This window comes from Williamsia sp. Y853 (assembly GCF_056786495.1).
Map to the genome: position 1 here is coordinate 626,217 of NZ_JBXCJC010000004.1, position 25,874 is coordinate 652,090.

The window sequence follows — 25,874 nt, forward strand, 5'->3', positions numbered from 1 at the left end:
ATGGCCTCGACCAGCGTGCCGCGCTGGTCGGCGCAGACCCTCTCCGGCATCGAGTTCGACGTGCATGCCACGCATCACCTGATCTTTGCCGTCGGACCAGACGCGTTAACCCACATCGACGACCATGCCGCGGTGTTGCCGGAGTGCGCGGCGATCGTTGATGTGGCTGGATCAGCGAATAGCGATGCGCTGATGGCCGATGAACTTGCCGCGGCTCGGGTCGGCTGGCGATTTGTGGTCGTCGGTTCCGGGGCTGCGGTGATGCGACTCCGTGCGCTCATTGTGGCGGCAGGCGCGATCGACGCCGAGATCGTCATCGTCCATCTCGGTGAGGCGGACGGATTTGCCGCTGTTGAACGCGACGTCTTCTGTTCCCATTGCCACACCGTCACCCCGACGATGTCTCGCATCGACGAAACGATGGTCTGCTCCGGCTGCGGTGTCGAGTTGGTTGTCTATCACCACTTCTCGCGTCGGCGCGCGGCCTATCTGGGCTTCCGCCCGGATTCCGAAGAACTCACGGAAGGGAGAACACAGGATGACCATGTCGGCGGCCACACCTCCCGATGTCGGTGTCGGTGACCTGCTCGTGGAGGTCACCCGGGTGCGTATGCTGTGCGACGGCATCTGCGAATTAACGTTTGTCGCGGCGAATGGCGATGCGCTGCCGTCATTTTCGCCAGGCGCCCATATCGGTGTGCAATGGCAACCCGGTACCCGTAACTCGTACTCCCTGACCGGCCCTTCGATCGATCCCGTTGAATATTCGATCTGCGTGCGCCGCGATGATTCCGGCCACGGCGGCTCGGTGTGGCTGCATGGTCTCGGGATCGGAGACCAGGTCGTCATCTCCCTGCCCCGCAGTGCTTTTGCACCGATCGCGACAGCGCGCCACCACCTGCTGATCGCCGGCGGCATCGGTGTGACGCCGATTCTGTCCCACGTCCGGGCGGCCGCGGCGTGGAACCGCTCGTTCGAGGTGATCTATACCCACCGGCCCGGATTCGGGGCGCTGGCCGACGAGATGCGGACGCTGTCCGGTGGTCGGCTGACTGTCGTCGACACCGCGGATGCCTTCTGGGAGCACCTGAGGCCGCGATTGTCCGACTCGCCACTGGGGACCCACGTCTACACCTGCGGGCCACGCCCGTTGATCGACAGTGTTGCGGGCGCCGCGCTCTCCGCCGGTTGGCCGGCCGCCCGAGTTCACTCAGAGCAGTTCGTGGTCGACGTCGCTGCCGATGGCAAACCCTTTGCCGCACGTCTGGGCCGTACCGGCGTCCTGGTCCCGGTCGGATCTGAGGTATCGCTGCTCGAGGCGCTGTTGGAACGTGGTGTGGCGGTGCCCAATCTGTGTCGCCAAGGGGTGTGTGGTGAGTGCCGGTTGCCGGTGCGCTCCGGCCCGATCGATCACCGGGACTCGTATCTGACCGACGACGAGCGCGCCGCAGGCGAGGCGATGATGCCGTGTGTTTCGCGTGCGCTCGGTGACCACCTGGAGCTGGACCTCTGATGACGACCACCGGAACATTCACCATCGGCGATGTCGAGAACTATCCGTTTCCATTCCCTTGGGACCAATACCGGTACGGCGCCAATGTCGAACCGGCGGGCGGGCGCAAGGAAACCGCGGCAGGCGGTTGGGGTGGGAGCCTGGTCGTCATCGACAGGCACTATCGCGCTGAACTCGACGAGCGGGTGCGCATACTTGCCGCGGATCCCTCGCGCGCGCAATGTCTACCGCATATGGTTCCCGCGGCCTGGGACGCGATGCTGACCGTCATGCACGAGCTTGCCGACAGCCACCCCGAGCACATGGCGCTCGAACGGCTGCGGGGAAACGAGCATCCGACGTACCGCTGGCGCAACGGACTTCTCGACATCGACGACACCTTCGTCTTCGGTGACCTGAGCAGTCTGCCCGCACCGCCGCTGACGTATATCTTCGGCCAGGTCCAGGAAGACGTGGTGTTGCTCGACCAACGCGAAGAGCAGATGTGGGGCGACGCCGGTGTTGTGACGTTTGCTGCAGACTGGTCCTTCGGGTTCGACGTGGGGATGAGTTTCCTGCAGATCCATGGTCCGGTGCCGCGTCTGCATTCTGAGAAGATCGCCACGCGCGCCCACGAGTTCATCAAACGACTGCAACCGGGGCAGAGCTATCGCCGGACCAACTGGACGCTCACCGTGGACGGCAAGCTCGACACATCCACCGAGACCTATCCCGAATGGGGCAGGGATCGAAGAACTTTGGCGGACGGTCCCCTCGAAGAGGTGGGGGAGCGTTTGTTCTTGCGAACCGAGGTGCAGCATCTGATCCGACTGCCGCAGAGCAATGCGGTCATGTTCCTGATCCGGACGTATCTCCTGCCGTTCACGGCGATTGCGACGATTCCCGAGTGGGCTGATCGCCTCTACCGGGTACTCGAAGACCTGCCGCTGGATATGGCCGACTACAAGGGCGTATCCCGCACCCGCGGTGCGGGATTGCGGTGGCTCAGTGTGTATGGCGGCGTGGTTCCGTGACATTCACGATCAAGAAAGCGCTGTGTTGCAACAGCTTCCAAGACAGTTGGCAAGATTTTGCGTTACACGACTGCAACAGCTGGTCGCAGGGACGCAACACAACAGTGGTCCACTGAACGGCAGTTGGTCCACCAGCGGTAGACATCGTTCCCTCCGGCGCTTGGGCGTCGAGGATGAAACTTTTGAGGTGAAAACATATGGATGAAGCGATCGCGGCCGCCGACACCGCGTGGGTGCTGGCAGCCTTCGCAGCCGTCAGCCTGATGGTGCCCGGTCTGGCAATGTTCTACGGCGGCATGGTCAGTGCCAAGAACACGCTGAACATGGCGATGATGACCTTCGGTGCATTCGCCGTGGTCGGCATCCTGTGGGTGCTGTTCGGATACTCGTCGGTACTGGGCAACTCGCTCGGTGACGCCGGGATCCTGGGTGATCCGTTCGAGGCATTCGGTCTGCAGTCGCTGCTGGCGGAGCCCGCCTCGCCCGGGCTCCCGCCTGCTCTCGTCGCCGCGTTCCAGTTGCTGTTCGCAGCCATCACCGTTGCCCTGATCTCCGGTGCGGTGGCCGACCGGATGAAGTTCGGCGCCTGGATGGTGTTCGCCGGAATCTGGGCCGTCCTGGTCTACTTCCCGGTGGCTCACTGGGTGTTCGCCTTCGATTCGGCAGACGGATCCGTCATCGGTGGCTGGATCGCCAACGATCTGATGGCGGTCGACTTCGCCGGTGGTACCGCGGTACATGTCAACGCCGGCGTCGCTGCGCTCGCACTGGTCCTGGTTCTCGGCAAACGCAAAGTGTTCCCGGCGGCTCCACGCCCGCACAGCCTGCCACTGACCATGCTCGGTGCCGGCATCCTGTTCTTCGGGTGGTTCGGGTTCAACGGTGGTTCGGCGCTTGCGGCCGGTAACAGTGCATCGGTTGTAGTCCTGAACACTGTCGCCGCCGCCGCTGCCGGCATCTGCGCATGGTTGGCCGTCGAGAAAGTGCGTGAAGGTCGCGCGACCTCGCTGGGCGCCAGCTCGGGTCTGATCGCGGCGCTGGTCGGTATCACCCCGGCCTGTGGCGCAGTATCGCCGATGGGTGCACTCCTCGTGGGCGCGGTCGCCGGTGCGGCCTGCTGCCTGGCGGTGTCGATCAAATACCGCCTCGGATATGACGATTCGCTGGACGTTGTCGGAATCCACATGGTGGGCGGCATCCTCGGCACCATCATGATCGGCCTGATCGCCGACCCCGATGCTCCCAACGGTGTCAGCGGTTTGTTCTACGGCGGCGGTGTCGACCTGTTGTGGCGGCAGACGGTCGCGGTGCTCGCGGTGGTTGTGTACTGCTTCGTGGTCACCTGGCTCATCGCCAAGGCGCTGGACAAGACCATGGGTCTGCGCGTCCACGAGGACTCCGAAGACGAAGGCCTGGACGTCTCTGTGCACGGCGAGTCGGCATACGTGATGGAGCACGCGCCGATGGGCGGAGCGCCGGCGAAAGAAGCCGATGCGGTGGTGGCCGCGGAGGCGATGACCGGTGCCGCGGCGGAGGAGAAGGCTCCTACGGCAACTTGACGACCGTTGCTCAAACCCCCTTTCGGCGACAGTCGGAAGGGGGTTTGTTCGTGGGAGAGACACGCGCAAAAGGTTTCATTTCAGGAAACGCCGTCGGCTAGGATGGGTTCCCATGGCAGGTCAAAGTGCACATGTCGTCCGCGACACCGGCGATCCGGCTCCAGTGCAGCGTGAGGTTGCCGCGGACGCACCCACCGGTAACGACCTGGAAGCGGCCATCGCCGCCCAGGTGCGAACCCTTCGGAAGGCCACCGGTCTGTCCGTGGGTGACATGGCCGACCGGGTCGGTATCTCCAAAGCGATGCTCTCGAAGATCGAGAACGCTCAAACATCCTGCAGTTTATCGACTTTGGCGCGTCTGGCTGCGGGCCTGGATGTCCCGGTGACCTCACTGTTCCGGGGTGCAGACACCAAGCGGGAAGCCGTGTTCGTCGAATCCGGCCACGGCGCGGTCATCGTCGGGCGTGGGACCAGGGTGGGACATCACTACGAACTGCTCGGTGCACTCCGAGGCCAGCACAAACGTCTCGAGCCGGTGCTGGTGACCCTGACGGATGCCAGCGAGGTGTTTCCTCGCTTTCAACATGCCGGGACCGAACTGCTCTACATGCTCGAAGGTGTCATGGTCTACGGACATGGCGATGCCGAATACACCTTGCGGCCGGGGGATTCGCTGCTGCTGGACGGCGAGGGGATCCACGGGCCAAATGATTTGGTGCGTTTGCCGATCCGATTCCTCGCGGTGACGGCTTATCCCGACAACCACGAAGACTGACGGTGGACGACGTTCGAGGGGATCGCCGGAGTTCGGTCGCGGCGAAGCTGAAATCGGCGCCGGAAGCGGTCGTGGTCCGCGTCCGGCGGATGCCCGGTGGTTCTCTGATATTGCAGTTGGTCTCCGATCTCGCTCGCAGCGAAATCGCGGATCGGTCGATGACCCTTGCGGGCCAGGCATTCACATCGATCCTCCCGGTGATGATCGTGCTGTCGACCCTGCGCGGCAGCGGAAGCATTGACCACGCACTCGGCGGTTACGGGCTCTCGGCCGCAGACCTGGCCTTGACGTCGGGTGACACGGGTGAATCCGCGGTGACGTTCGGTGTCATCGGCGCGCTCATGACGGTGATCAGTGCGACGTCCTTCTCGCGTGCCCTCGATCGGATGTATGCCCGGGTGTGGGGTACTCCGAAGCTGACCTTCAGCAAGTGGTGGCGGTGGGTCGTTGTCGTCCTTGCGATCACCTTGGGGGTGGCGGTCCAGGGCCTCATCTCGAATCTTGGTGATATCGGCTGGATCTTCGGCTTGATCGGTCTGGGTCTGGAAATCTTTGCCGACCTCGCATTTTGGACGCTGCTCTGGTTCTGGGTCTGTCGCATGCTCACCGAGGGTCGGGTGAACATCCGGTGCAGCCTTCTGACCGGCATGATCTCCGCGATCGGATTGACGGCGCTGTCTTTCGGCTCCCAGGTCGCACTCGGGCCGATCCTGGACAGCGCGACGGGACAATTCGGCATCCTGGGTGTCATCTTCACCATCATCAGCTGGTTGTTCGTGTTCTCGGCGATCCTGGTCGCCGCGGCGGTCATCGTCCACGCCCTGGCATCGGATTCGGGACGGATCGGACACTTTTTGCGGACTCCAGAGGTGATCGATGCGCAGGTCGGGGATCGTTCGGCTGCCTGAGGCACGTATCGGACCAGGTCACAGCGTCCAGCAAACTCACAGGTTGGGTGCAGCTTCCAGTCATGTGCAGTGGGTCTACTGGATCAGAAGAATTTGATCTGGCTCGGTTTTTGCAAGGGAGAAGTGATGGGTAAGCGCCGGTTTTTCGGACAAGGACCAGAGGGTGAGGTCCATGAGCACGACTTGGGCCTGGCACACGACATGCAGAAGATGATGTCGCGGCGAGGTGCGCTGGCACTCTTCGGTGCGGCCGGGGCGGCAACGCTGGTGGCCTGCGGAACCTCATCGTCGGATTCGAAAACCTCTACTGCGGCGGGTTCGTCGTCGGCCGGTGGTACATCGACCACCGGGGTGGCGAATGCGATCGGCGAGTGTGTTGACGCGGCGCCGCAGGAGACTGCCGGACCGTACCCGGGTGACGGATCGAACGGGCCCAACGTCCTGATCGAGTCGGGCATCGTGCGCGAGGACATCACGACCAGCTTCGGCAGCATGTCGGGCACGGCCGAGGGTGTGCCGGTCACGATCACCATCGCATTGCAGGACCTGACCAAGGACTGCAACCCGGGAGAAGGCATGGCCGTCTACATCTGGCACTGCGACCGGGATGGCGAGTACTCGCTGTACGGATCCAAGGTTGCCGATCAGAACTACCTGCGCGGTGTGCAGGTGGCCGGTGCCGACGGAACGGTGTCGTTCACGTCGATCTATCCCGCGTGTTATTCGGGACGCTGGCCGCACATCCATTTCGAGGTTTACGACTCCCTCGAAGTGGCTGTTGCCGGTAGTGATGCCCGGTTGACCTCGCAGATCGCGCTTCCGGAAGACGTGAGCAAGACGGTCTACGCCACCGCCGGATATGAGAAGAGCGTCACCAATCTCGCGGCGATCAGCCTGGACAAGGACAACGTCTTCGGTGACGGCTGGGATGCCGAGCTGGCGACCGCAGAAGGCAGCGTCGCGGACGGCTACAAGATCTCGATCACCGTCGGTGTCGCCGAGAAGTCGGCGAATTCGCAGGCTGCGCCTCCCGGAGGCGGTGGAGGCCCAGGCAGTCAAGGTGGCCCCGGCGGACCGGGCGGAACGCCCCCGGAGGGGATGACACCACCGGACGGCATGACACCGCCCGACGGCATGACACCGCCCGACGGCATGACACGGCCTGAAGGTATGCCGGATATGCCGGCTACGGGCAGCACCGAGGCCACCAGCACGTAGGGCGCGTCTGCCCGACCAAGAGCACCCGGATACGCCGAAGGGCGTTCGGGTGCTCTCACCTTTTCGAGGCTCTCATAGGCTGCCGCGATGGAACCTTGCCAGTGACTTGGTGACGTCGGTTGCGACCACCGCGTGTCCGGCCATCGTGAGGTGAATGAGGTCCGCGCTCAGCCAATTTTGCCGGGTCCTGGCCGGATGGTCCCAAAATTCGGTGAGGATCGCATCGTGGTGTGCGGCCACTCGGCGCACGATGTCGGCGAAAGCCATGAAGTTGGGGCGCAGCACGCGTAGGCGACCGGTGAAGGCGTCGGCCAGGGTGAACATCGACAGCCTGGCCCCGCCTGCGGTCGCGGCGGTGCAAAGATTGTCGAGGTCGCGTTCCACTGCGAGCAGGTCGGCGTCGCGAAGGAACAGATCGTTGCCGCCGCCGGAAACGTGCACCAGATCCGGTTGGAAGTCGAGGGCGGGGCGCACCTGTTCGGCATGGACCTGACCGATGGTGGCGCCGATCTTCCCGGTGTTGAGATAGGCGAGATCTGGATGTACCGACCTCATGGTCGCCGCCACCCGGTCGGCCCACGGCACATCGGCGTACCCGGGCCACGGATCGCCGGTGCCCGCGGCGATCGAATCGCCGATGACCGCGAACCGGCGCCACGGCGTTCCTGCCAGCATCTCGTGGGCTGCATCGGGGGTCAGCAACATCGGATCGTCCACCTCCGCGTGGTTGTCGATGTCGCGAATGTCATTGTGGCTCATCGGGTCTCTCCTGATGGTTGGGCGGGAATCGTCGACGCGCAGGCCGCGGCCGCCAGAGCGATTCCGGCGCACACGGCGAACATGGTGTGGAAGGTGGACAGCTGGCCGCCTGGGTTGGCAGCGAAGACGGCGGCGAGGATCGCGATCCCCAGCGCTCCGCCGGTTTGTCGCGCGGTCAGGTTCATGCCGATGCCCGTTGCAAACTGCTGTGGCGGAACCGAGCTCACGGCCGCGGTCCCGAGCACCGTGAGGATCAGCCCGATACCGCCGCCCCCGAGGATCCCGGCGGGTACCCATGCCTGCCAGAAGGCGGGCTCAGTGCCCCATACGTCGGTGGACATATACAGGGCGGATGCCGCGAACATGAGCGCACCCGTAACACCCAGCGCGCGTTGCCGATTCACGGGTGCCCGGCCTGCCGTCACTGCGGTGACCATGGAGGCGACCGCCCCGATGGTCATCGCCCCAGCCGATTCCAACACCGAGTATTGCCAGACCGCGTCGAGCCACAGGGGGCCTGCCAGTAGCCACGCGAACATCGTGGCACCGAACGTGAACGAGGTCATGTTGGTCAGCGCATAGCGGCGGCTGCGCCACAACTCCACGGCGATGGCGGGGCTCCGGTGGCGGCGCGACCGCAAGAGCGCCACTATCAGTAGCGCCGCTCCGATTCCGCCGCACAGCAGCGTTTGCCACGAATCCCATTCCCACCGCCCGCCTTCGGTGACTGCCGCGACTACGGCGGCAATACCCAACGCCGTTGCGGCCGTACCGATCCAGTCCGGCAGCCCGTGTTCACGCCCGGGTATGTCGGCGGCGATGACGGACAGGCCGAGCCCGATGAGGATCGCGGCGATCGGGACGTTGACGATGAAAACCGAACGCCACCCGAACCATTCGACGAGGGTGCCGCCGATCGCGGGTCCGACCGCCGCGGCAAACCCGCCGGAGGCGGTCCATGCCGCGATCGCGACTGCTATCCGCTGCGGCGCGGTGACACTGAGCACCAGTCCGAGCCCGGCCGGGATCATCAACGATGCGGTCGCGCCCTGCACGAACCGGCAGGCGATGAGCCACTCGGCGGTGGGGGCGAGTGCGCACAGCAGCGAGGTGAGCGCAAAACCGGCCAATGCGTACAGGAATACGCGACGTCGGCCAAGGACGTCGGCGAACCGGCCCGCCGGGGTGAGCAACGCCGCGAATGCGACCGCATAGCCGCTGACCACCCAGGTGAGGGTGGTCGTTGGCGTGGCGGTGAGGTCGCGGGCGATGGCGGGAAAGGCGATGTTGACGACCGACAGGTCGAGGAATGCTACGAAGGCGGCGCCACAGGCGACAAGCAGCGACAGCCGGGCTGATCGGGTTGCGGATCTGGAGGGTGGCGGGACGGTGCCCGGCTCGGAAACCTCGGTCATGGGATTCCCTCTCGGAGTATTGGAGGACGGGGATCTGGATCAAGAAACAATACGGACGATCGTGCGTATTTATAAAAAGTACGACCGATCGTTCGACTTTGCAAGCCCTAGATGTGACCATGGAGGGGTGGCTGAGCTGATGCAAACTTCCGACCAGCGGCTGATCAAAGGCGCGCGGGCCCGTGCGACGATCGCGCGTCACGCCGCCGACGTGGCCTCTGTCGAAGGCCTTACGGGGCTGAGCCTCGGCAAGCTGGCCGGCGATCTGGGGCTGAGTAAAAGTGGTGTCGCCACCCTGTTCGGCAGCAAGGAGAATCTGCAGGTCGCCGCGGTGCAGGCGGCTCGTGAGGTGTTCATCGAGCACGTCGTGAAACCGGCGTTCGTAGAGCCGGGCGGGATGCCGCGGCTGCGGAGGCTCGTCGACAACTGGTTCGACTATGTCGGTGCGCCGGTCCTGCCGGGTGGTTGTTTCCGAGTCGCCGCCACCGTGGAATTCGACAGCCGAACCGGTCCGGTCCGCGACGCCATCGATGCCGACCGCCTCGATTGGTTCGCTTTGCTGGAAAAGGAGATTCGACGCGCCCAGGCCCAAGGCCATCTCGCCGGGCGCGACGCGCACGCTGTGGCCTTTCAGTTGGACGCCATCGTGGCCGCCGCCAACGTCGGGGCCCGCATGGGTGACGAGACGGCGATACCGACCGCGCGATCGATCACCGAAGGCCTGCTCGGGCCGACTGTGTAGCGCGAGAACCGTGGAACGCCCCTACCGGTAACGGTGCTCTACCGTCGCCTTTGCGGTAAACAGTGCGGTACGGTCAACTCGACACGCCGGGCGATGGTCTGATCGTCAAGCTCTTTCCGTGATCTGGCGCGCCGATTTTCCCGAATAGTGATCTTGACCTCAATTGATCAGGCATGCTATTCAAGTGCTCAGCACTGCAAGGCGAGTGCTCAGCAATTCGCGGAGGACGGACCACGGCCCAGGGGGTTCGGAGTCTTCCGCGAACGTGAATGGCACCGGCCAGTCATGCACTACGAGGGAGGCGTATTTCGTGAGTGACTTCGATTCGATCGACTATTTTACGGACCAGTCGATAATTCCTGACCCGAATCCGTACTTGGACCATCTGCGGTCGAAGTGTCCGGTGCTGGTCGAACCCCATCACGGCGTGGTGGCGGTGACCGGTCACGACGAGGCGCTCGCCGTGTTCCGTGACACCGAGAACTTCTCGTCGTGCATCGCGGTCGGCGGACCTTTCCCGGACCTGCCGTTCACCCCCGAGGGCGACGACATCAGCGATCTCATCGCAGCGCATCGCCCCGAGATGATCATGCACGAGCACATGGTCACGATGGACAATCCGGAGCACAAGCTGTCCCGCGGACTACTGAACCGCTTGTTCACACCGCGCCGCATCAAGGAAAACGAAGAGTTCATGTGGCGGCTTGCCGACACCCAGCTCGACGAGTTCGTCAAGTCCGGCAGTACCGAGATCTTGAAGGACTATGCAAAACCCTTCGCGCTGTTGGTCATTGCTGATCTCCTCGGTGTGCCGGAGGAGGATCACGATGAGTTCCGTAACCGGCTGGGTTCGCCGCGTCCGGGTGCTGTGGTCGGAGCGCTCGACAAGGATGTGCTCGAGCAGAATCCGCTGGAATGGCTGGACTCGAAGTTCAGCAAATACATCGAGGACCGGCGGAACGAGCCCCGCGGCGACGTGCTGACCGCGCTCGCCGAGGCCAAGTATCCGGACGGATCGACCCCCGAGGTCATCGACGTGGTGCGGTCGGCGACGTTCGTGTTCGCGGCCGGCCAGGAGACCACCGTCAAGTTGCTCAGTGCCGGACTCCGGTTCCTCGCCGAAGATCCCGAGTTGCAGCAGCGCATCAGGGATGACCGTGAGCTCATCCCGAATTTCATCGAAGAAACCCTCCGGTTGGAAGGCCCGGTCAAGTCGACGTTCCGACTGGCCAAGAAGACCACCAAGGTAGGCGAACTGGACGTCAAGGCCGGTACCACCGTGATGCTCTGTGTCGGTGCGATCAACCGTGACCCGTCACGTTTCGACGACCCACACGCGCTGGACCTCGATCGCCATAACGTCAAGGAGCAGATGGCATTTGGCCGTGGAATCCATTCCTGCCCGGGCGGCCCGCTGGCAAAGGTCGAAGGCGTGGTGTCGTTCAACAGGTTCTTCGATCGGATGGGTGACATCAGGATCAACGAGGAGAAGCACGGCCCCGTCGGCGCGCGTGTCTTCAACTACGAACCGACCTATATCCTGCGTGGTCTGACCGAGTTGTACCTCGACTTCACCCCGATCGCCTGAGCCTGCGATGACTGATCTCAAGAACGACGGCACCGTGAGCCGGGTCGCCGTCATCACCGGTGGGGCCTCGGGTATCGGGCTGTCGGTGGCGCAGCATCTGGCCGCGGCCGGACATCGCATCGCGATCTTCGACCAGAATCGCGACGAGGCCCACAAGGCGGCCGAAGATCTGAGGGCCGGTGGGGCCGAGGCGATGTCGGCGGAGGTGGACGTCACCGACCGCGCCGCGATCGACACCGCGCTCGGTCAGGTTCGGGACGCATTCGGTCCCGTTCAGATCCTGGTGACCAGTGCCGGCATCGAAGCGCAGTTGCCCTTCACCGACATCACGGCGCAGGGGTGGGAACGCATGCTCGCAGTGAATCTCACCGGGACGTTCAACGCGGCGCAGGCGGTCATACCGGATATGACCGCAGCCGGCTGGGGACGGATCGTCACGATCTCGTCGTCCAGTGCGCAGGGCGGCGCACCGCAACGGGCGCATTATGTTGCGTCGAAGGGTGGCGTGATCGCCCTGACCAAGGCACTGGCGTACGAGTATTCACCAGAGGGGATCACGGTCAACACCATTCCGCCGTCGATCATCGACACCCCGATGGCTCAGCAGGGAGTCCAGAACGGGTACATCCCGGCGATCAGCGATCTCGCAGCGATGACGCCGGTCCGGCGGGCGGGTCTGCCGGACGATGTCGGTGCGGCAGCGGCGTTCCTGTGCAGCGAGCAGGCCGGTTTCATCACCGGACAGAGCATCGGGGTCAACGGCGGCTGGTACATCTGACCGCAGTTTTTTTCCAAAGGCGGGGGGAATCCGCTCGATCATGACACATCAATATCGACGACAGCCAATACTCGATACTTGTCGCCTCGAGATCGCAATCGGTGAAAGCCACAACACCGCTTGCGATCCGGGGGATCAAGGGGGGAAGCGCGAATGCTGAGTGAACCTACGTCGACCGCCGTGAACAATCGGGTCCACGCCAGCGCAGCCGAGAGTTGTTGATGGCCATCCTCGATCAGCCGTCGGCCACCGGGTCCAAGGACATGGCGCGCCGCGAGCGGGATACCAAACCCGATGACCGGGCACCGCAGCGGTCCGCTGTCGGTGAGATCACCGGATGGATGCGCGGCTATGTCCGTCGGCATCCGGTCGCCTCATTGGAAACCGTTGGCGGCCAATGTGTATTGGGACTTCGGGCAATCCAGTACCTGTTCATGGACATCGTGCGCTTGCGGTTCCCGTTTGTAGAGTTCGTTCGGCAGTCCGCTTTCATGGCGTCGGCGTCAGCCATGCCGACGGTGTTCGTGGCCGTCCCGATCGGCATGACGTTGTCGATCCAGTTCGCCCTGTTGGCAGGGCAGGTGGGTGCGACGTCGATGGCAGGCGCGGCAAGCGGTCTCGCGGTCATCCGGCAGGGTGCGCCGATGGTCGCCGCATTACTGATGGCGTCGGCCGCCGGGTCGGCGATCTGCGCCGATCTCGGATCCAGGAAGATCCGGGACGAGATCGACGCGATGGAGGTGATGGGCCTCTCGGTGATCCAGCGACTGGTGGTGCCGCGCCTGGCGGCAGCGATTCTGGTCGGCGTGTGCCTGACCGGTGTCGTCTGCTTTGTCGGGTTCTTCTCGGGCTATCTGTTCAACACCTTTGTGCAGAACGGAACCCCAGGTACATTCGTCTCCACCTTCGCCTCGTTCGCGACGGTCGGCGACTTCTACCTGACGATGATCAAGGCTGTGGTGTTCGGTGCGATCGTGGCAATTGTGGCCTGCCACAAGGGGTTGAACACCCGGGGTGGGCCGGCGGGCGTCGCGAATGCGGTCAACGCGACGGTGGTCGCCTCGATCATCCTGCTGATGGTGGTCAACGTCGGCTTCACGCAGCTGTACGTACTGCTGTTCCCGCGGACGGGTTTCTAGATGGCGTCCAAGTACTATCCCCCCGGAACACGCCCCTTCGTCAAAGCGGCCAATGCGCAGGGTGTCCTGGTCATGCGCCTCGGTCACATGGTGGCGTTCCTGGCCCGGGCCCTCGTGTCGATCCCGTTGACGTTGCGCCACTATCGCAAGGAGTTCCTGCGGATCCTGTCCGATGTGACCTGGGGTAACGGATCGATTGTTGTCGGCGGCGGAACTGCCGGTGTCATCATCGTCCTCGGGGCAGCGGCGGGCGCGCTGGTGGCGATCGAGGGATATCAGGCGTTGCATCTGCTCGGCCTGGAGCCGGCAACCGGGATGGTCGCATCGACTGCCGTCACCAGGGAACTGGCGCCGATCATGGCCTCTTTGGCCTTTGCCGCACAGGCGGGTTGCCGGTTCACCGCACAACTCGGTGCGATGCGGATCTCCGAGGAAATCGACGCGATGGAGGCCCTGGCGATCCGGCCGATCCCGTACCTGGTGACCACCCGGATACTCGCCTCGATCGTTGCCATCATCCCGCTCTACCTGGCCTGTCTGACCCTGAATTATGTGACAGTGCAGTTGATCGTGGGCTTTTCCAGTGGCATGCCTGCCGGAACCTATGAGCACTATTTCCGGCTGGTGCTTGGCAGCACCGACGTCCTGTACTCGTTGGCCAAGGCAGTTGTCTTCGTGATCGTCACCTCGACGATCCAGTGTTACTACGGCTACTACGCGGCCGGTGGACCGCAGGGTGTGGGCACTGCGGCGGGGCGGGCGATGCGCGCGAGCATCTCGGCGATGATCGTCCTGAATCTGTTGCTGACGATGGCATTCTGGGGTGTCGGCACCGGCGCAAGGCTTGGTGGTTAGCGATGGCGGTCATGTTCGATGCAGACCCGCGGGGTCACTCCAACCTGAAGCTGTATCTGATCGGTATCAGCACGCTGGTGGTGGTCGCATTGCTCTTGGTGGCGTTGATGGCCAAGGTGAACGGCAAGTTCGACGACGTCATGAAGGCCACCGCAGTACTCGCCGATGTCGGTGACGGCCTGCCGAACAACTCAGACGTCAAGTATCGCGGCGTGCTGGTCGGTACCGTCACCGGGCTCGAACCGGGACAGGACGGTGGAATGAACCACGTCGACCTGTCCCTCGATCCCGCTTACGCCCACGACATTCCGCAAACGGTGACCGCAAGAGTGGTGCCCAGCAACGTGTTTGCGGTCTCGTCGATCCAGCTGATCGACAATGGTGCGGCACCGCCGCTGACCGAAGGGGCGATCATCGACCAGGATGAGAGTGCCTCGACCATCCAGTTGCAGACCGCGATGACCAAACTCCGCGAGATCATCGCCGCATCGGCCCGGGTGGGAACCGATCAAACGGTGGGGCTGCTGGCCGTGGTGGCGCAGGCCACCGATCGCCATGGTGCCGAGATCTCGGACGCCGGAGCCGCTCTCGATCGGATCACCAGAGAAATGGACGCGATCATCGGGACCGGCAACGGACCGTCGACTCTGAACGCACTGAGCGGTGCGGTCCAAGGGTTGAACGAGTCGGCGCCCGAATTGCTCGACGTGATGCACAGTGCGGTGGTGCCGATGAAGACGCTGGCGGAGAAGAACCGTGGGCTGAACGAGTTGTTGGCAGGTGCCTCCACCACTTTGGCGACGGCGAACACGGCACTGGCAAACAACACCGACACGATCATCGGGATCACCACAAACCTGTCGCCGGTACTCGGTGTCCTCGCAGACGGGGGTTCGTCGTTCACCCAGATCACCACCAGCCTGGCGAATATCTCCGACAAGTGGTTCGAGGAGTTCTGGCCGGTCGGTGCACAGAACGGCGCCGGAAAGTTCCTGTTCCAGTTCACCCCTCACCGAATGTTCACCCAGGCCGACTGCCCGCGCTACGGCGAGCTGGAAGGCGCGAGTTGTCAGACGGCGCCCGTAGGGGACGGGATCTCGACGTTCCCCAACCGTAACGGCGCGCAGAACTTCATGTCGGCGCCGATGGGCGGCAATGTCGGTTCCGTGGGCAGTGCGCAGGAGCAGGAAGTGCTCGGCAAGATCATCGGCGAGACGCCGAGTGCCGCGTCCACCTTGCTGCTCGGGCCGCTCGCCCGCGGAACCACGATCAATGTCGATGCCGCAGAAGGGGGTCCGCAGTCATGAGCTATCGCAAACCGCTCATCGGTCTGATCATCTTCCTGGTCATCTCGATCGCGTTGACGTGGACCGTTTTCAACACCCTGCGGCGCAGCGTCGACGGACCGTCGACCTCGTATAGCGCAGTGTTCAGTGATGTTTCCGGCCTCGGTGTCGGCGACGACGTCCGGATGGCCGGTGTCCGGGTAGGGCGCGTCGATTCGATCAAGCTGGACGGGCTCCTTGCCAAGGTCGGCTTCCGGGTGGAATCCGATCAGCAGATCTACGGAAACACCAAGGCTTCGATCACCTACGAGAACATCATCGGCCAGCGATACCTGGGGCTCTCGCTCGGCGACCACGGCGATCCGAGCATCATGAAGGGGGGAGAGATCCCCCTCGAACGCACCGAACCCTCATTCAACATCTCGGTGCTCCTCAACGGATTCGAACCGCTGTTCAGCGTTTTGGACCCCAATCAGATCGACAACATCACGACGTCCATCATCCGGGCACTGCAGGGTGACAACGGATCGATCACCACGCTCGTCGCGCAGACATCGGACCTCGCGGAGTCGTTCGCCGGACCCGATCAGATACTCGGCGACATCATCGGCAACCTCGACGGCATCGTTCGGACCTTTGCCGAACAACGTGGCGCCGTCGACACGGTGATCACCCAATCCCAGGCGATGTTCACCCAGTTGGCGCAGCGCCGCGAAGAACTCGTGACCTCCATCGATTCGATTTCGACGGTGGTGGGACGAGTTGCCACACTGGCCAATGAGGCTGCACCGGAGCTCAACCAGTTCATCACGCGGCAACCGGGTTTCGCCAAGCACTACATGGACAACCTTGATGCGTTCGCGTATCTGGGCTTCAACGTCCCGATCTTGTTGAAGGGGCTGGCCCGCGTGACCCAGGCGGGTGCGTACATCGACACCTACCTGTGCACCCTGAATGTCACGTACATCCCGGCGCTGAGCAATGTGATCCCGTCCATCGTCGATGCTGCCACGCCCGGCGGTAAGACCAAGTTCTCCCCGGCGTGCCAGTGAGGACATCATGCTGAAGCGAATGGTTTCGAACACGAGCCGGGTGATCCGGCAGCCGGTGGAAAAGCACAACATGGCTGTCCTGGGTGCGATCACGGTGGGCATCATCGTGGTCCTGCTCATCGCTCTGTTGCAGATTGCGGGCGCGGGTATCGGCAAGGTCAAGTACGACGCCGACTTTGCGCAGGCAGCAGGCGTGAGCTCCGGCGACTCGATCACCGTGGCCGGGGTGTCGGTGGGTACGGTTGCCGCGACCCGGCTGGCGGGCGACCACGTGGTGGTGACGCTGGAGATCGACAGTGATCTGAAACTGGGCGCTGACACCACTGCGTCCATCCAGTTGACGACATTGCTCGGGTCGCGATACGTGGAACTCAAACCGGCCGGTGCCGGGAGTCTTCCCGATGGCCGGCTCAACCTGGCGCACACCGCTGTTCCCTACGACCTTCAACAGCTGATCACCAGTGCGACCACAACTTTCGAGCAGGTCGACTTCGCGAACATCGGCGAGACCATGACCACACTCTCGGCGCAACTGGAGGGTACGCCGGAGCTGATACCCCAGGTCCTCACCAATGTCGAGAGTCTGGCATCGATCATGGCCGACCGGCGGGGCCAGATCGGGTCTCTGCTCACGAGCACCAAACAGCTCACAGAGGTGATCCGCAAGCAACAGGGCAATCTGGGCTCTCTGGTGGCGCAAGGTCGAGAGGTATTGCAGGAGATCAACTCTCGTCGAGCGATGATCGATCAGCTGTTCGATGCCACCACTGAGTTGGTGGATCAACTGCAGACGATCGTGGTGGACAACCGGCCTGCGGTCGACGAGCTGATCGTGAATCTGAACGGGATGATGCAGACCCTGGCAACCAACGATGATCTGCTGCGTAACGCCTTGCAGATCTTGCCCGTGCCGATCCGCAACTTCGCGAACGTCACCGGTACCGCCAACGAAGCCGACTTCACGTCGATAGCCGGACCGTTCGTCGATTCCTGGATGTGCGCGATCAGCGGCCGGGCCAATCAGGTGAATCTTCCCGAGTATTTGAAGGACTGCAAATGAGAACGGGCAAGGCAGTGATCAAGTTTGCGGTCATCGCGGCGCTCGTCGCCGTGGTCTGTTTCGGAAGTGTCCGAGCGGCCACCGCCTCTGAGGGATCGATCAGGGTGAGTGCGCTTTTCGACAATGCTGTCGGCCTCTACGAGGGCAACTCGGTGGCGGTGCTGGGCATGCCGGTGGGAACGGTCGAGACGATCTCCCCGAAGGGCACCCACGTGGAGGTGACGATGAAGATCGACGGTGACGTGAAGATCCCGGCGGACGTCAACGTGGTCACCGTGTCGACGTCGATCCTCACCGACCGGCATGTCGAGCTTTCCCCGGCCTACACGGGCGGGCCGACGTTGAAGAACAACGATCAGGTCGGTCTGGACCGCACCAAGACCCCGGTCGAGTTCGACCGGTTGCTGGCGATGGCCGATGACCTCGCGGTAGAACTCCAGGGCGATGGGCAGGGGGCCGGACCGGTTGCGCAGCTCCTCGACGTCGGGTCGGCGATGACCGATGGCAATGGCCAGGACATTCGCAGCGCACTGACGCAGCTGTCCAATGCATTGCGGATGGGTGAGGATGGAGGCGTCGAGACCAAGAACGCGATCACCACCATCGTCGACAATCTGTCGGTCCTGACCGATGCCGCGGCCACCAACGATGGGCAGATCCGCGAGTTCGGTTCTGCGATCAGCCAACTCAGTGACATGCTCGCCGATCAAGACCTCGGCGCAGGCAACACCGGCGCCCAGATCAACGCGATCCTGCTGGAGGCCGAAAGCCTGCTCCGGGACAACCGGGGAAATCTGAAAACAACTGTGACCGATGCCAATACGCTCGTGAAATCGCTGGCGGACTATCAGCGGGAGATCGGCGAGTTCCTGGATGTCACACCGATGTTGCTGGACAGCGTCTACAACATCGTCGATCACGACAACAAGGTCGCCAGGGTGCATGCGCAGATCGAGAAGGTGTTCTTCGACGGCCAGCTGCTGAAAGAAGTGTGCAACGTGTTGGGACTTCGTCAACTTGGTTGTGCCACCGGCACATTGTCCGATTTCGGTCCCGACTTCGGGGTCTCGGCAATGCTCGAGGGCATGGCAGGACTGCCCCGATGATGCGCCGGGGTCGGACTGCGTTGGGCGGAGCGTTGGTTGCGCTCGCCGTGTTCACCAGTGCCTGTTCGATGGACCTCGAGTCGGTGCCACTACCGGCGCGAAGTGTCGGTGGTGACACGTACACGGTCTACGCCACCTTCCAGAACGCGCTCAACCTCCCGAATCAGGCGAAGGTGAAACTCGCCGGTGCCGACATCGGCGAGGTCGAAGGTATGCGGGTCGAGGACTACACGGCCGTTGTCACGCTGAAGATCAGTGAGAAGGTGACCCTGCCGTCCGGCACCCGCGCCGAATTGCGTTCGGCGACACCGCTCGGTGACATCTTCGTGGCGGTTCAGCCCCCGGTGGATGCGGCCCCTGATGGCCCGGCTCTGCAGGACGGTGATGCCATCGAGATCGAGCAGACCTCGGCGGCGGCCACCATCGAGGAGGTGCTGACCACGTCGGCGCTGCTGGTCAACGGTGGCGTGATCCGCAATCTGACCAAGGTCATCAACGGCCTGGGGACAGCGGTGGGCGACAAGGGTGACCGGTTGGGCGCCCTGATCGATCAGTCCACCAGCCTCATCGGCAAGCTCTCGGCCCGGTCAGGCGAGATCCGCACCACCCTCAACCAGACCAATCGACTGGTCTCGACGTTGTCGGCAGGCCAGAGCACCATCACCGACGCAATCGCGGCGGCGGGACCGGCGCTGACCGTTCTCAACGCGAACACCGGTCAGATTCTCGGGCTCGTCAAACAGCTCGCCGACGTCACCGCCCAACTGGCCAAGTTCCCGTCGGTCGCCGGTACGGGCAACCGGGGAATGATCGCCGACCTCAACACCCTTGCCGCTGAGCTCAACGCCGCGGCGACAAACCCCAAGGCAGACCTCGACAAGGTGAACGCATTGCTTGCCCCGGTCATCAAGATCACCAACGGCACCGCGGCCCATCCGGATGCCGATCTCCAAGACCTCTCGATCGGTGCGCTCGCAGATCCAGGGCATTCAGCCGATCCGGGAAGCGAGCTCCCGACCCTGGAAACCGACGGTGCCAACGCCGTCGGCACACTCACCCACACCCTCGAGCGGCTGCGTGGTCATCTGACGGGACCGCGCCGATGACCCAGCAACTGGAGTACGCCAACGGACCTTTGGAGACGCCGGCCAAACTCGTCGTCACCGGCGTCGGAAAACTGGTCGATCATCGGCTGTGGTTGTCGGTCGGCGCCCTGCTGACGGTGCTGGTTCTCGGCGTCACCTATCTGGTGTTCGGGGTGTTCCAGGCCGATCCGACCGCCACGAAGATGACGGTGCGGGTCAACCTCGCGTTGTCGGGTGGGTTGCTGCCGAAGCAGGACGTGACCCTGCGGGGTGTGCCGATCGGCAAGGTCGCGAGCGTGGAACTGTCAGATGACGGGGTGGTGGCGGTTGCCACGATCGAGGGCGACGTTCAGATCCCCAGCGATGGTGAGGTCCGGGTTGCCGGGCTCTCTCCGGCCGGTGAGCAGTACCTCGACTTCCGGCCCACCACCGACGAGGGCCCCTATCTGACCAACGGATCGGTCGTCGAGGCCGACCAGACCACGACACCGGTCCCGATGGCGGATCTGTTGGGTGATCTCGATGGGATGCTCGCTCAGATCGAACCGGCCAAGGTCGAGACGATCATCACCGAGTTGGGGGTCGGTCCCGAAGGACCCGAGAAGCTGGAATCGATCATCACCGGCGGAACCTTCCTCATCTCGACGCTCGATTCGGTGCTCCCGCAGACCGTCAGCTTGCTCAACAACAGCCAAGTTGTCCTCGGCACTCTCAAGGAGATGAGCCCGGGGCTGCAGGACACGTCGCAGAAGCTCGCAGGAACGCTGGACGGGATCGCGTCGATGGACTCCGGTTTCCGGACGTTCATCGACCAGACGCCGGTGACACTGCAGGCCGTCGACTCGATCATCGCCGACAACTCGCCGACGATGGTCCAGCTCCTGGGGAGTCTGACGACGGTTGCTCAGCTGACCTATCTGAGAGTCCCTGCGTTACAGGAGTTCTTCTTCCCGCAGGATCGGAACGGCTCGACCCTCGACGCGATCGCATCGGTCATGCGTGACGGAGGTATCTGGGCTGCGGTGAACATCTATCCGCGCAAGAACTGCCAGTACGATCTCCCGCGCCGTCCGCACTGGCAGGTGGACTTCCCGGAGCCATATCTCTACGGCACCTACTGCACGGAAGACGATCCGTCGATGCTGATCCGCGGTGCCGCCAACGCTCCACGCCCAGCCGGTGACGATTCGGGTGGTCCGCCACCCGGTGCCGATCCGCTCGCGACCGCGTCGCCGACTCCCGTTGGGCCGGAATCGATTCCATTGCCCTATGCAGGTCCCGTCCTGCCCTCGGCGCCATGACCACACAACAGCCCGGTGGTCACCACCACAACAGCGGAGACAATCCAGAGGAGAGAACGATGAGCAAACTCAGCGGAACGGTCACCTCCACTCCCGAAGAAAAATGGGGATTGATGGCCGACAGTGCGGACGTCGAACCCGCAGAAGCGGATACGCCGACGGTCGCGGTCGACACTGCGCAGACCGACGCAGAGAAGACCGACGCAGAGAAGACCGACCCAGAGAAGGTCGACGCAGAGAAGACCGACCCAGAGAAGGCCGCTGTCGGGAAAGACGCTGTCGGGAAAGGCAACAGGTCGTCTGCCAGGCGGACTCGATCAAAGAGAGGTGCCGAAACCGACCGCCGTTCGTGGCGGACGTTGTTCACGATTCGCCGGGCCGCAGTGGGTGCGCTGGCGGTGATCGCCATCGCGGCCATTGTCGTGGCCGCAATCCTGGGCTGGAAGTTGAACGAGCAGAGCAACATCGATGCCGCCGCCGACGAAGCCCAGGCCGCGGCAGAGCAATACGCGGTGACCCTGACCAGCGTCAGCGCGGACAAACTGGACCAGAACTTCGCGGCCGTACTCGATGGGGCCACCGGCGAATTCAAGGACATGTATTCGCAGTCGAGCGGGCAGCTGCGCGATCTCCTTGTCGAGAACAAGGCGAACGCGCAGGGCACGGTCATCGACTCGGGCATCAAGTCGGCGACGACGTCCAAGGTGGAGGTCATGCTCTTTGTCGACCAGAGCGTCACCAACACCGCGACGCCGGACGCGAGAATCGACCGGAGCCGTGTCCTGATGACCATGGAGAAGGTCGACGGACGCTGGCTGGCCTCCAAGGTCGACCTGCCCTGACGCACCCAAGCCAGTGGCGCTGCCGCCCCGTCCCGCCCAATCGATTGGAACGGGCGACAGCACTACACGCTTTTCACACTATGGAGTTGTCAAAGATGCGTGCGCGGTCCCGACAAGATCTCGGGTGCGCTGGTGGTGGAAAGTTGGTTCAGGCGGCGAGGGTCAGGGTTCGTCGGTTGTAGGCCGGCAATGGTTTTCGCTGCGGATCGATGTCGGCCGGCGGGATCAGCCACGGATGGCCGTCGGATCCCATGATTACGTCCCAGTCGGTGTTGTGGACCGCCATATGGCAGGTGCGGCACAGCAGGCACCCGTTCTCCAGGGTGGTGGCACCGCCATCGGCGAAGTGCACGATGTGGTGGCAGTCCGACCAGCCGGCCTTTGCCCCACATTTCACACAGCAGGTATCGCGGATGATGATCGCTTTGCGCACCAGCCCTTTGAACAGCCGTTTCGGTGGACTCATATCGACCGGGACTTGCTGCCCGTCCAGGGTGATCGAGGTGATTGATGAATCGCACGCCAACGCAGCGGCGGTTGCTTCGGTGACCGGACCCATCCATGGCAGGGACGCAGCCTCGGGATGATCGGCTGGCACGGTGACCATCACCTCGGTCCGCGGCGCCGACACCAATGTTGGTCCGCCACCGCCACAGTCCAACAGCTGGTGCAAGGCATCGGCCCGACGTTGGGTAGGACTTCGACTGTCATCCGAGCCGTCGGGTTCGGGGCGGGCCCTGGACCAGAAGTCCAACGCGGAAAACAACTTCTCCCCGATCACCGCATCCACATCGAACGTGCCGACACATCGACCCTCACGGACTGCATAGTCCAGGCTGTTCAGTGACCGGTCTTCGGCCGGCGGCGGACCACCGGTGTCCCTGGCGACCTCGTTGCCCAGCATGCGGGCAGCCGCACCGATCTCAGCCGGTGGACATCCGGAGATGGCGTGGCTCAACAGTTTCCGCTCGAACTCGACTTGCTGTTCGGCGGTGATCGGATCCTCGGACCGGCCGACGACATGGGCGACACCTTTGACCACCGCGTCGATATGTTCGGAGGACAGGAACCCGTCCCGCGAATACCCGGCAGTCCGATCCAAGCCCGCAATACCGGCGCCGATACGTAACCAGCGATACGCAGAAGCGGGTGCTGCACCGTTGACCTGCAACACCTTTGCCGTCGTCGACCCGGCCTTACGGGCGATACCCGACTCGTCGATCACCGCGGCGCATGTCGCGAGTTGGTGCTCGGTCGCGTTGCGCAGGGTGATCAGCTCCTTCACCACCCCTAGCGCAACGTTCGCGTCATCAGGAATCACTAGGTCGACGAGATCGTCGACCATCTCGAGAAGTCGCATAGCACAGCACCTTCCAAGGAGAGAGTAAACCGGGAGGTCGACCGGGGTGTCTCTGCGGGGAAGGCGTCAGATGCGTCGTGCTTATGGTCGACTGACTCCACTGTACCCAGTCGAACGCATGTTCGCAAGGGCTCATTCCACCCAATGTGGTTTGGGTGCAATATCTTTCGATAGTGAGACGAAACAAGTCACGCGGAGGCAGTTGGCTACTATCGCCCGCGGAGTAGATCAGTCAACTCCAGAGCGTCACATGGACTTTCGGGCGAAAGCGGGTCACCCCGACACCTGATCCGCGGATCATCGCCTGTGTGCAACGCGGTGTGGTGATGAACCGTAGGAGCTCCGAGACCGCGGGTTGACGGGATGCCGGTGGCAACGTGGATGCACTCCACTGCCCCGCAACCTGCAGGCCGGGGGCCTTGATCTGGATCAGGCGCCGGGCTGCCAGGTCGGCGGCGACCGCAAAACCGAGGGTCAGGGTCACCCCGCCGCTGCGGTGGACTTCTTCCATCGCGGCGGCATCGCTCTGGAATATTCGTTGCCTGGATTCGGGGATTCCCAGGTCGTGCAACATCTTTGCCTGCTCGCCGGTGGAGCTTCCGGCGCTGGGGCCGAGCATCCACTGCTGCTCGTGCAGCAGTGTCGATGTGGGCACTCCGGAAGCGAGTGGGTTGTCCGGCGCCGCAACGGTGATGACCTGGTAATTGAGGAACGGACGCACCGCGATGGAGTCACTGGGGGGTGCGGCCTGCGGACCCAGCGCTATGTCCACCGCACGTGATTCGATGAGATTCTTGAAGTTGGCGGTCGGGTGCACACTCAACTCCACCGAGAGGTCTTTGGCGCGGGAGGCGAACAGTTCGATGAGGCCCGGTGCCGCGTGCTCGGCAAACGAGCTCGATGCCGCGATGTTGAGCAGTCGTCGGCCGCGGGCTGCCTCTCCGACCTCGATCACCGTCTGCTGCTGCAGACCGAGGATCTCCGTGGCCCGTCCGGCAAGTCGCAGGCCGCCAGGGGTGAATGCCAACCCGCCTGCGGTCGGTGTGAACAGCGGATCGTCGAGTTCTTTACGCAGTTGCGCAACGTGCGTGGAGATCCCGGCGTCGGTCATACCGAGTTCCTGGGCTGCCGCATGCACGGAACCGTGCCGCACCACGGCGGAATAGGCTCGAAGCTGAGCGGGTGTCACGTTCTGAGCCTACGTTGGAGGTCAGGCCTGACACGTCGAATCGTGAACGGCCAATTATAAAGGGACGCGGGCACAACGGGCCGCGGGCCGCGTGGAGGAGTTTGAGAAATGCAAGACGTGCTGGCAGATCTGATGCGTATCTGGCGTTCCGGGGCAACCGCGGGCGTCGGCACGGTCGTGCGGACGTTCCGGTCAGCTCCCAGGCCGGCCGGGGCATTGATGGTGGTGGCGCCCGACGGCACGGTCAGCGGTTCTGTATCCGGTGGATGTGTGGAGGGTGCGGTCTATGAACTGGCCGTCGACGCCGCACAAAATGGTGAACCGGCTTTGGAACGCTACGGCGTCTCGGATGACGACGCGTTTGCCGTGGGCCTGACGTGCGGCGGGATCCTGGATGTTTTTGTCGAGGCGATCTCGCAGGAGACATTTCCCGAACTGGGCCAGATTGCCCAGGACATCGCCGATCATCAGCCCGTTGCCATCGCGACGGTGATCGAACACCCGGATTCGGTGTGGGTCGGGCGACGGCTTGTCGTCCGGCCGACGACGGTCGACGGGCACCTCGGCTCGACCCGCATGGACAACGCGGTGGCCGATGATGCGCGCGGGCTTCTTGCTGCCGGGCGGAGTGAGGTCCTGAACTACGGTCCCGACGGACAGCGCCGCGGTGAAGGTATGGCGGTATTCGTGTCCAGCTACGCCCCGCGCCCGCGGATGCTGGTGTTCGGGGCCATCGATTTTGCTGCGGCCGTCGCCCAGCAGGGATCGTTCCTCGGCTATCGGGTGACGGTCTGCGACGCGCGTCCGGTGTTTGCGACCTCAGCGCGTTTTCCCACCGCGGATGAGGTTGTTGTCGAGTGGCCGCACCGGTACCTGTCCGCGCAGGTGGACGCCGGAGCTCTCGATCAGCGCACGATCATCTGCGTCCTGACCCACGATCCGAAGTTCGACGTACCGCTGCTCGAGGTGGCTCTGACAATGCCCGAGGTGGCCTACGTCGGCGCGATGGGGTCGCGGCGCACTCATGACGATCGGGTCGAGCGACTCCGTGCCGTGGGATTGACCGACACTCAGATCTCGCGCCTGGCGAGTCCGATCGGGCTGGACCTCGGTGCGCGGACGCCGGAGGAGACCGCGGTGTCGATCGCGGCCGAGATCATCGCTCGACGGTGGGGCGGCGGGGGCCGACCGCTGCGCGAAACCGATGGTCGGATTCATCACGAACAGGAAACGCCGGTTGTCGAGAGCCCGGCGGCGGCTGCGAATTAAGTGATCGCTTAATTCGGTCTTGACCCTGGCCGCAGGCGGGGTCACTGTGGTCACCTCCACGA

The 25,874-nt window shown here is 63.6% G+C and carries 24 protein-coding genes; 20 read left to right on the forward strand and 4 right to left on the reverse strand.

Going from position 1 to position 25,874, the window contains the following annotated elements:
- The 7 genes from AC1TPF_RS23520 (at position 1) to AC1TPF_RS23550 (ending at position 6,986) form a co-directional block, all read left to right on the forward strand.
- Positions 1-582 carry a dimethylamine monooxygenase subunit DmmA family protein gene (locus AC1TPF_RS23520; RefSeq protein WP_482145435.1) on the forward strand — a complete coding sequence of 194 codons (582 nt, stop codon included), beginning with the start codon at positions 1-3 and terminating at the stop codon, positions 580-582.
- The gene (locus tag AC1TPF_RS23525) at positions 539-1,513 is read left to right on the forward strand and encodes a PDR/VanB family oxidoreductase (RefSeq protein WP_482145436.1); all 975 of its coding nucleotides are present in this window, start codon (positions 539-541) and stop codon (positions 1,511-1,513) included. The genes AC1TPF_RS23520 and AC1TPF_RS23525 overlap by 44 nt, the downstream gene beginning before the upstream one ends.
- Positions 1,513-2,526: a heme-dependent oxidative N-demethylase family protein gene (locus tag AC1TPF_RS23530; RefSeq protein WP_482145437.1), complete on the forward strand. Its 1,014-nt coding sequence runs from the start codon at positions 1,513-1,515 to the stop codon at positions 2,524-2,526. The genes AC1TPF_RS23525 and AC1TPF_RS23530 overlap by 1 nt, the downstream gene beginning before the upstream one ends.
- A gap of 197 nt (positions 2,527-2,723) precedes the next feature.
- Positions 2,724-4,085, forward strand: coding sequence for an ammonium transporter (locus tag AC1TPF_RS23535; protein ID WP_482145438.1), 1,362 nt, complete (start codon positions 2,724-2,726; stop codon positions 4,083-4,085).
- A gap of 112 nt (positions 4,086-4,197) precedes the next feature.
- The gene (locus AC1TPF_RS23540; RefSeq protein ID WP_482140313.1) at positions 4,198-4,860 is read left to right on the forward strand and encodes a helix-turn-helix domain-containing protein; all 663 of its coding nucleotides are present in this window, start codon (positions 4,198-4,200) and stop codon (positions 4,858-4,860) included.
- 2 nt (positions 4,861-4,862) lie between these two features.
- Positions 4,863-5,768: a hypothetical protein gene (locus tag AC1TPF_RS23545; protein ID WP_482140311.1), complete on the forward strand. Its 906-nt coding sequence runs from the start codon at positions 4,863-4,865 to the stop codon at positions 5,766-5,768.
- A 126-nt stretch (positions 5,769-5,894) separates the two neighbouring features.
- Positions 5,895-6,986: a dioxygenase family protein gene (locus tag AC1TPF_RS23550; RefSeq protein WP_482145439.1), complete on the forward strand. Its 1,092-nt coding sequence runs from the start codon at positions 5,895-5,897 to the stop codon at positions 6,984-6,986.
- A 72-nt stretch (positions 6,987-7,058) separates the two neighbouring features.
- On the opposite strand, the gene AC1TPF_RS23555 is transcribed toward AC1TPF_RS23550, so the two are convergent.
- Positions 7,059-7,745: an SGNH/GDSL hydrolase family protein gene (locus AC1TPF_RS23555; protein ID WP_482145440.1), complete on the reverse strand. Its 687-nt coding sequence runs from the start codon at positions 7,743-7,745 to the stop codon at positions 7,059-7,061.
- A complete protein-coding gene (locus tag AC1TPF_RS23560; protein ID WP_482145441.1) occupies positions 7,742-9,160 on the reverse strand; it encodes an MFS transporter in 1,419 nt (472 codons plus the stop codon). The genes AC1TPF_RS23555 and AC1TPF_RS23560 overlap by 4 nt, the downstream gene beginning before the upstream one ends.
- A 139-nt stretch (positions 9,161-9,299) precedes the next feature.
- On the opposite strand from AC1TPF_RS23560, the gene AC1TPF_RS23565 reads away from it, so the two are divergent.
- The 12 genes from AC1TPF_RS23565 (at position 9,300) to AC1TPF_RS23620 (ending at position 21,994) form a co-directional block, all read left to right on the forward strand.
- A complete protein-coding gene (locus AC1TPF_RS23565) occupies positions 9,300-9,902 on the forward strand; it encodes a TetR/AcrR family transcriptional regulator (RefSeq protein ID WP_482145567.1) in 603 nt (200 codons plus the stop codon).
- A gap of 310 nt (positions 9,903-10,212) precedes the next feature.
- Complete coding sequence (locus AC1TPF_RS23570; RefSeq protein WP_482140301.1) at positions 10,213-11,490, forward strand: cytochrome P450; 1,278 nt, start codon at positions 10,213-10,215, stop codon at positions 11,488-11,490.
- Positions 11,491-11,497: 7 nt separating this feature from the next.
- Positions 11,498-12,268, forward strand: coding sequence for an SDR family NAD(P)-dependent oxidoreductase (locus AC1TPF_RS23575; RefSeq protein ID WP_482140299.1), 771 nt, complete (start codon positions 11,498-11,500; stop codon positions 12,266-12,268).
- Between the two features lie 263 nt (positions 12,269-12,531).
- Positions 12,532-13,407: an MlaE family ABC transporter permease gene (locus AC1TPF_RS23580; protein WP_482141418.1), complete on the forward strand. Its 876-nt coding sequence runs from the start codon at positions 12,532-12,534 to the stop codon at positions 13,405-13,407.
- Positions 13,408-14,262 carry an MlaE family ABC transporter permease gene (locus AC1TPF_RS23585; protein ID WP_482140297.1) on the forward strand — a complete coding sequence of 285 codons (855 nt, stop codon included), beginning with the start codon at positions 13,408-13,410 and terminating at the stop codon, positions 14,260-14,262.
- An 11-nt stretch (positions 14,263-14,273) separates the two neighbouring features.
- Positions 14,274-15,569, forward strand: a complete 1,296-nt coding sequence (locus AC1TPF_RS23590) for an MlaD family protein (RefSeq protein WP_482145442.1) — start codon at positions 14,274-14,276, stop codon at positions 15,567-15,569.
- Complete coding sequence (locus tag AC1TPF_RS23595; protein WP_482140293.1) at positions 15,566-16,600, forward strand: MlaD family protein; 1,035 nt, start codon at positions 15,566-15,568, stop codon at positions 16,598-16,600. Before AC1TPF_RS23590 ends, AC1TPF_RS23595 begins: the two co-directional genes overlap by 4 nt.
- A 19-nt stretch (positions 16,601-16,619) precedes the next feature.
- Complete coding sequence (locus AC1TPF_RS23600; RefSeq protein WP_482140291.1) at positions 16,620-17,660, forward strand: MCE family protein; 1,041 nt, start codon at positions 16,620-16,622, stop codon at positions 17,658-17,660.
- On the forward strand, positions 17,657-18,766 hold the full coding sequence (locus tag AC1TPF_RS23605; protein WP_482145443.1) for an MCE family protein: 1,110 nt from the start codon (positions 17,657-17,659) through the stop codon (positions 18,764-18,766). The genes AC1TPF_RS23600 and AC1TPF_RS23605 overlap by 4 nt, the downstream gene beginning before the upstream one ends.
- Positions 18,763-19,872 (forward strand): MlaD family protein, encoded by a 1,110-nt coding sequence (locus tag AC1TPF_RS23610; RefSeq protein WP_482145444.1) that lies wholly within the window; start codon positions 18,763-18,765, stop codon positions 19,870-19,872. Before AC1TPF_RS23605 ends, AC1TPF_RS23610 begins: the two co-directional genes overlap by 4 nt.
- Positions 19,869-21,152, forward strand: coding sequence for an MlaD family protein (locus AC1TPF_RS23615; protein ID WP_482145445.1), 1,284 nt, complete (start codon positions 19,869-19,871; stop codon positions 21,150-21,152). Before AC1TPF_RS23610 ends, AC1TPF_RS23615 begins: the two co-directional genes overlap by 4 nt.
- Positions 21,153-21,265: 113 nt before the next feature.
- Positions 21,266-21,994, forward strand: coding sequence for a hypothetical protein (locus AC1TPF_RS23620; protein WP_482145568.1), 729 nt, complete (start codon positions 21,266-21,268; stop codon positions 21,992-21,994).
- Positions 21,995-22,142: 148 nt separating this feature from the next.
- Here AC1TPF_RS23620 and AC1TPF_RS23625 read toward each other — a convergent pair whose 3' ends face one another.
- The gene (locus AC1TPF_RS23625; protein WP_482145446.1) at positions 22,143-23,354 is read right to left on the reverse strand and encodes an HNH endonuclease; all 1,212 of its coding nucleotides are present in this window, start codon (positions 23,352-23,354) and stop codon (positions 22,143-22,145) included.
- A 232-nt stretch (positions 23,355-23,586) separates the two neighbouring features.
- Positions 23,587-24,543 carry a LysR family transcriptional regulator gene (locus AC1TPF_RS23630; protein ID WP_482140282.1) on the reverse strand — a complete coding sequence of 319 codons (957 nt, stop codon included), beginning with the start codon at positions 24,541-24,543 and terminating at the stop codon, positions 23,587-23,589.
- 108 nt (positions 24,544-24,651) lie between these two features.
- On the opposite strand from AC1TPF_RS23630, the gene AC1TPF_RS23635 reads away from it, so the two are divergent.
- Entirely contained in the window at positions 24,652-25,812 is a 1,161-nt protein-coding gene (locus AC1TPF_RS23635; protein WP_482145447.1) for an XdhC family protein, read from the forward strand.
- Positions 25,813-25,874 lie beyond the last annotated feature (62 nt).

Coding starts and splice junctions, on each gene's coding strand:
- AC1TPF_RS23520 (WP_482145435.1), top strand. CDS start 1: ATGGCCTCGACCAGCGTGCCGCGCTGGTCGGCGCAGACCCTCTCCGGC.
- AC1TPF_RS23525 (WP_482145436.1), top strand. CDS start 539: ATGACCATGTCGGCGGCCACACCTCCCGATGTCGGTGTCGGTGACCTG.
- AC1TPF_RS23530 (WP_482145437.1), top strand. CDS start 1,513: ATGACGACCACCGGAACATTCACCATCGGCGATGTCGAGAACTATCCG.
- AC1TPF_RS23535 (WP_482145438.1), top strand. CDS start 2,724: ATGGATGAAGCGATCGCGGCCGCCGACACCGCGTGGGTGCTGGCAGCC.
- AC1TPF_RS23540 (WP_482140313.1), top strand. CDS start 4,198: ATGGCAGGTCAAAGTGCACATGTCGTCCGCGACACCGGCGATCCGGCT.
- AC1TPF_RS23550 (WP_482145439.1), top strand. CDS start 5,895: ATGGGTAAGCGCCGGTTTTTCGGACAAGGACCAGAGGGTGAGGTCCAT.
- AC1TPF_RS23555 (WP_482145440.1), bottom strand. CDS start 7,745: ATGAGCCACAATGACATTCGCGACATCGACAACCACGCGGAGGTGGAC.
- AC1TPF_RS23560 (WP_482145441.1), bottom strand. CDS start 9,160: ATGACCGAGGTTTCCGAGCCGGGCACCGTCCCGCCACCCTCCAGATCC.
- AC1TPF_RS23565 (WP_482145567.1), top strand. CDS start 9,300: ATGCAAACTTCCGACCAGCGGCTGATCAAAGGCGCGCGGGCCCGTGCG.
- AC1TPF_RS23575 (WP_482140299.1), top strand. CDS start 11,498: ATGACTGATCTCAAGAACGACGGCACCGTGAGCCGGGTCGCCGTCATC.
- AC1TPF_RS23580 (WP_482141418.1), top strand. CDS start 12,532: ATGGCGCGCCGCGAGCGGGATACCAAACCCGATGACCGGGCACCGCAG.
- AC1TPF_RS23585 (WP_482140297.1), top strand. CDS start 13,408: ATGGCGTCCAAGTACTATCCCCCCGGAACACGCCCCTTCGTCAAAGCG.
- AC1TPF_RS23590 (WP_482145442.1), top strand. CDS start 14,274: ATGTTCGATGCAGACCCGCGGGGTCACTCCAACCTGAAGCTGTATCTG.
- AC1TPF_RS23595 (WP_482140293.1), top strand. CDS start 15,566: ATGAGCTATCGCAAACCGCTCATCGGTCTGATCATCTTCCTGGTCATC.
- AC1TPF_RS23600 (WP_482140291.1), top strand. CDS start 16,620: ATGGTTTCGAACACGAGCCGGGTGATCCGGCAGCCGGTGGAAAAGCAC.
- AC1TPF_RS23605 (WP_482145443.1), top strand. CDS start 17,657: ATGAGAACGGGCAAGGCAGTGATCAAGTTTGCGGTCATCGCGGCGCTC.
- AC1TPF_RS23610 (WP_482145444.1), top strand. CDS start 18,763: ATGATGCGCCGGGGTCGGACTGCGTTGGGCGGAGCGTTGGTTGCGCTC.
- AC1TPF_RS23615 (WP_482145445.1), top strand. CDS start 19,869: ATGACCCAGCAACTGGAGTACGCCAACGGACCTTTGGAGACGCCGGCC.
- AC1TPF_RS23620 (WP_482145568.1), top strand. CDS start 21,266: ATGGCCGACAGTGCGGACGTCGAACCCGCAGAAGCGGATACGCCGACG.
- AC1TPF_RS23625 (WP_482145446.1), bottom strand. CDS start 23,354: ATGCGACTTCTCGAGATGGTCGACGATCTCGTCGACCTAGTGATTCCT.
- AC1TPF_RS23635 (WP_482145447.1), top strand. CDS start 24,652: ATGCAAGACGTGCTGGCAGATCTGATGCGTATCTGGCGTTCCGGGGCA.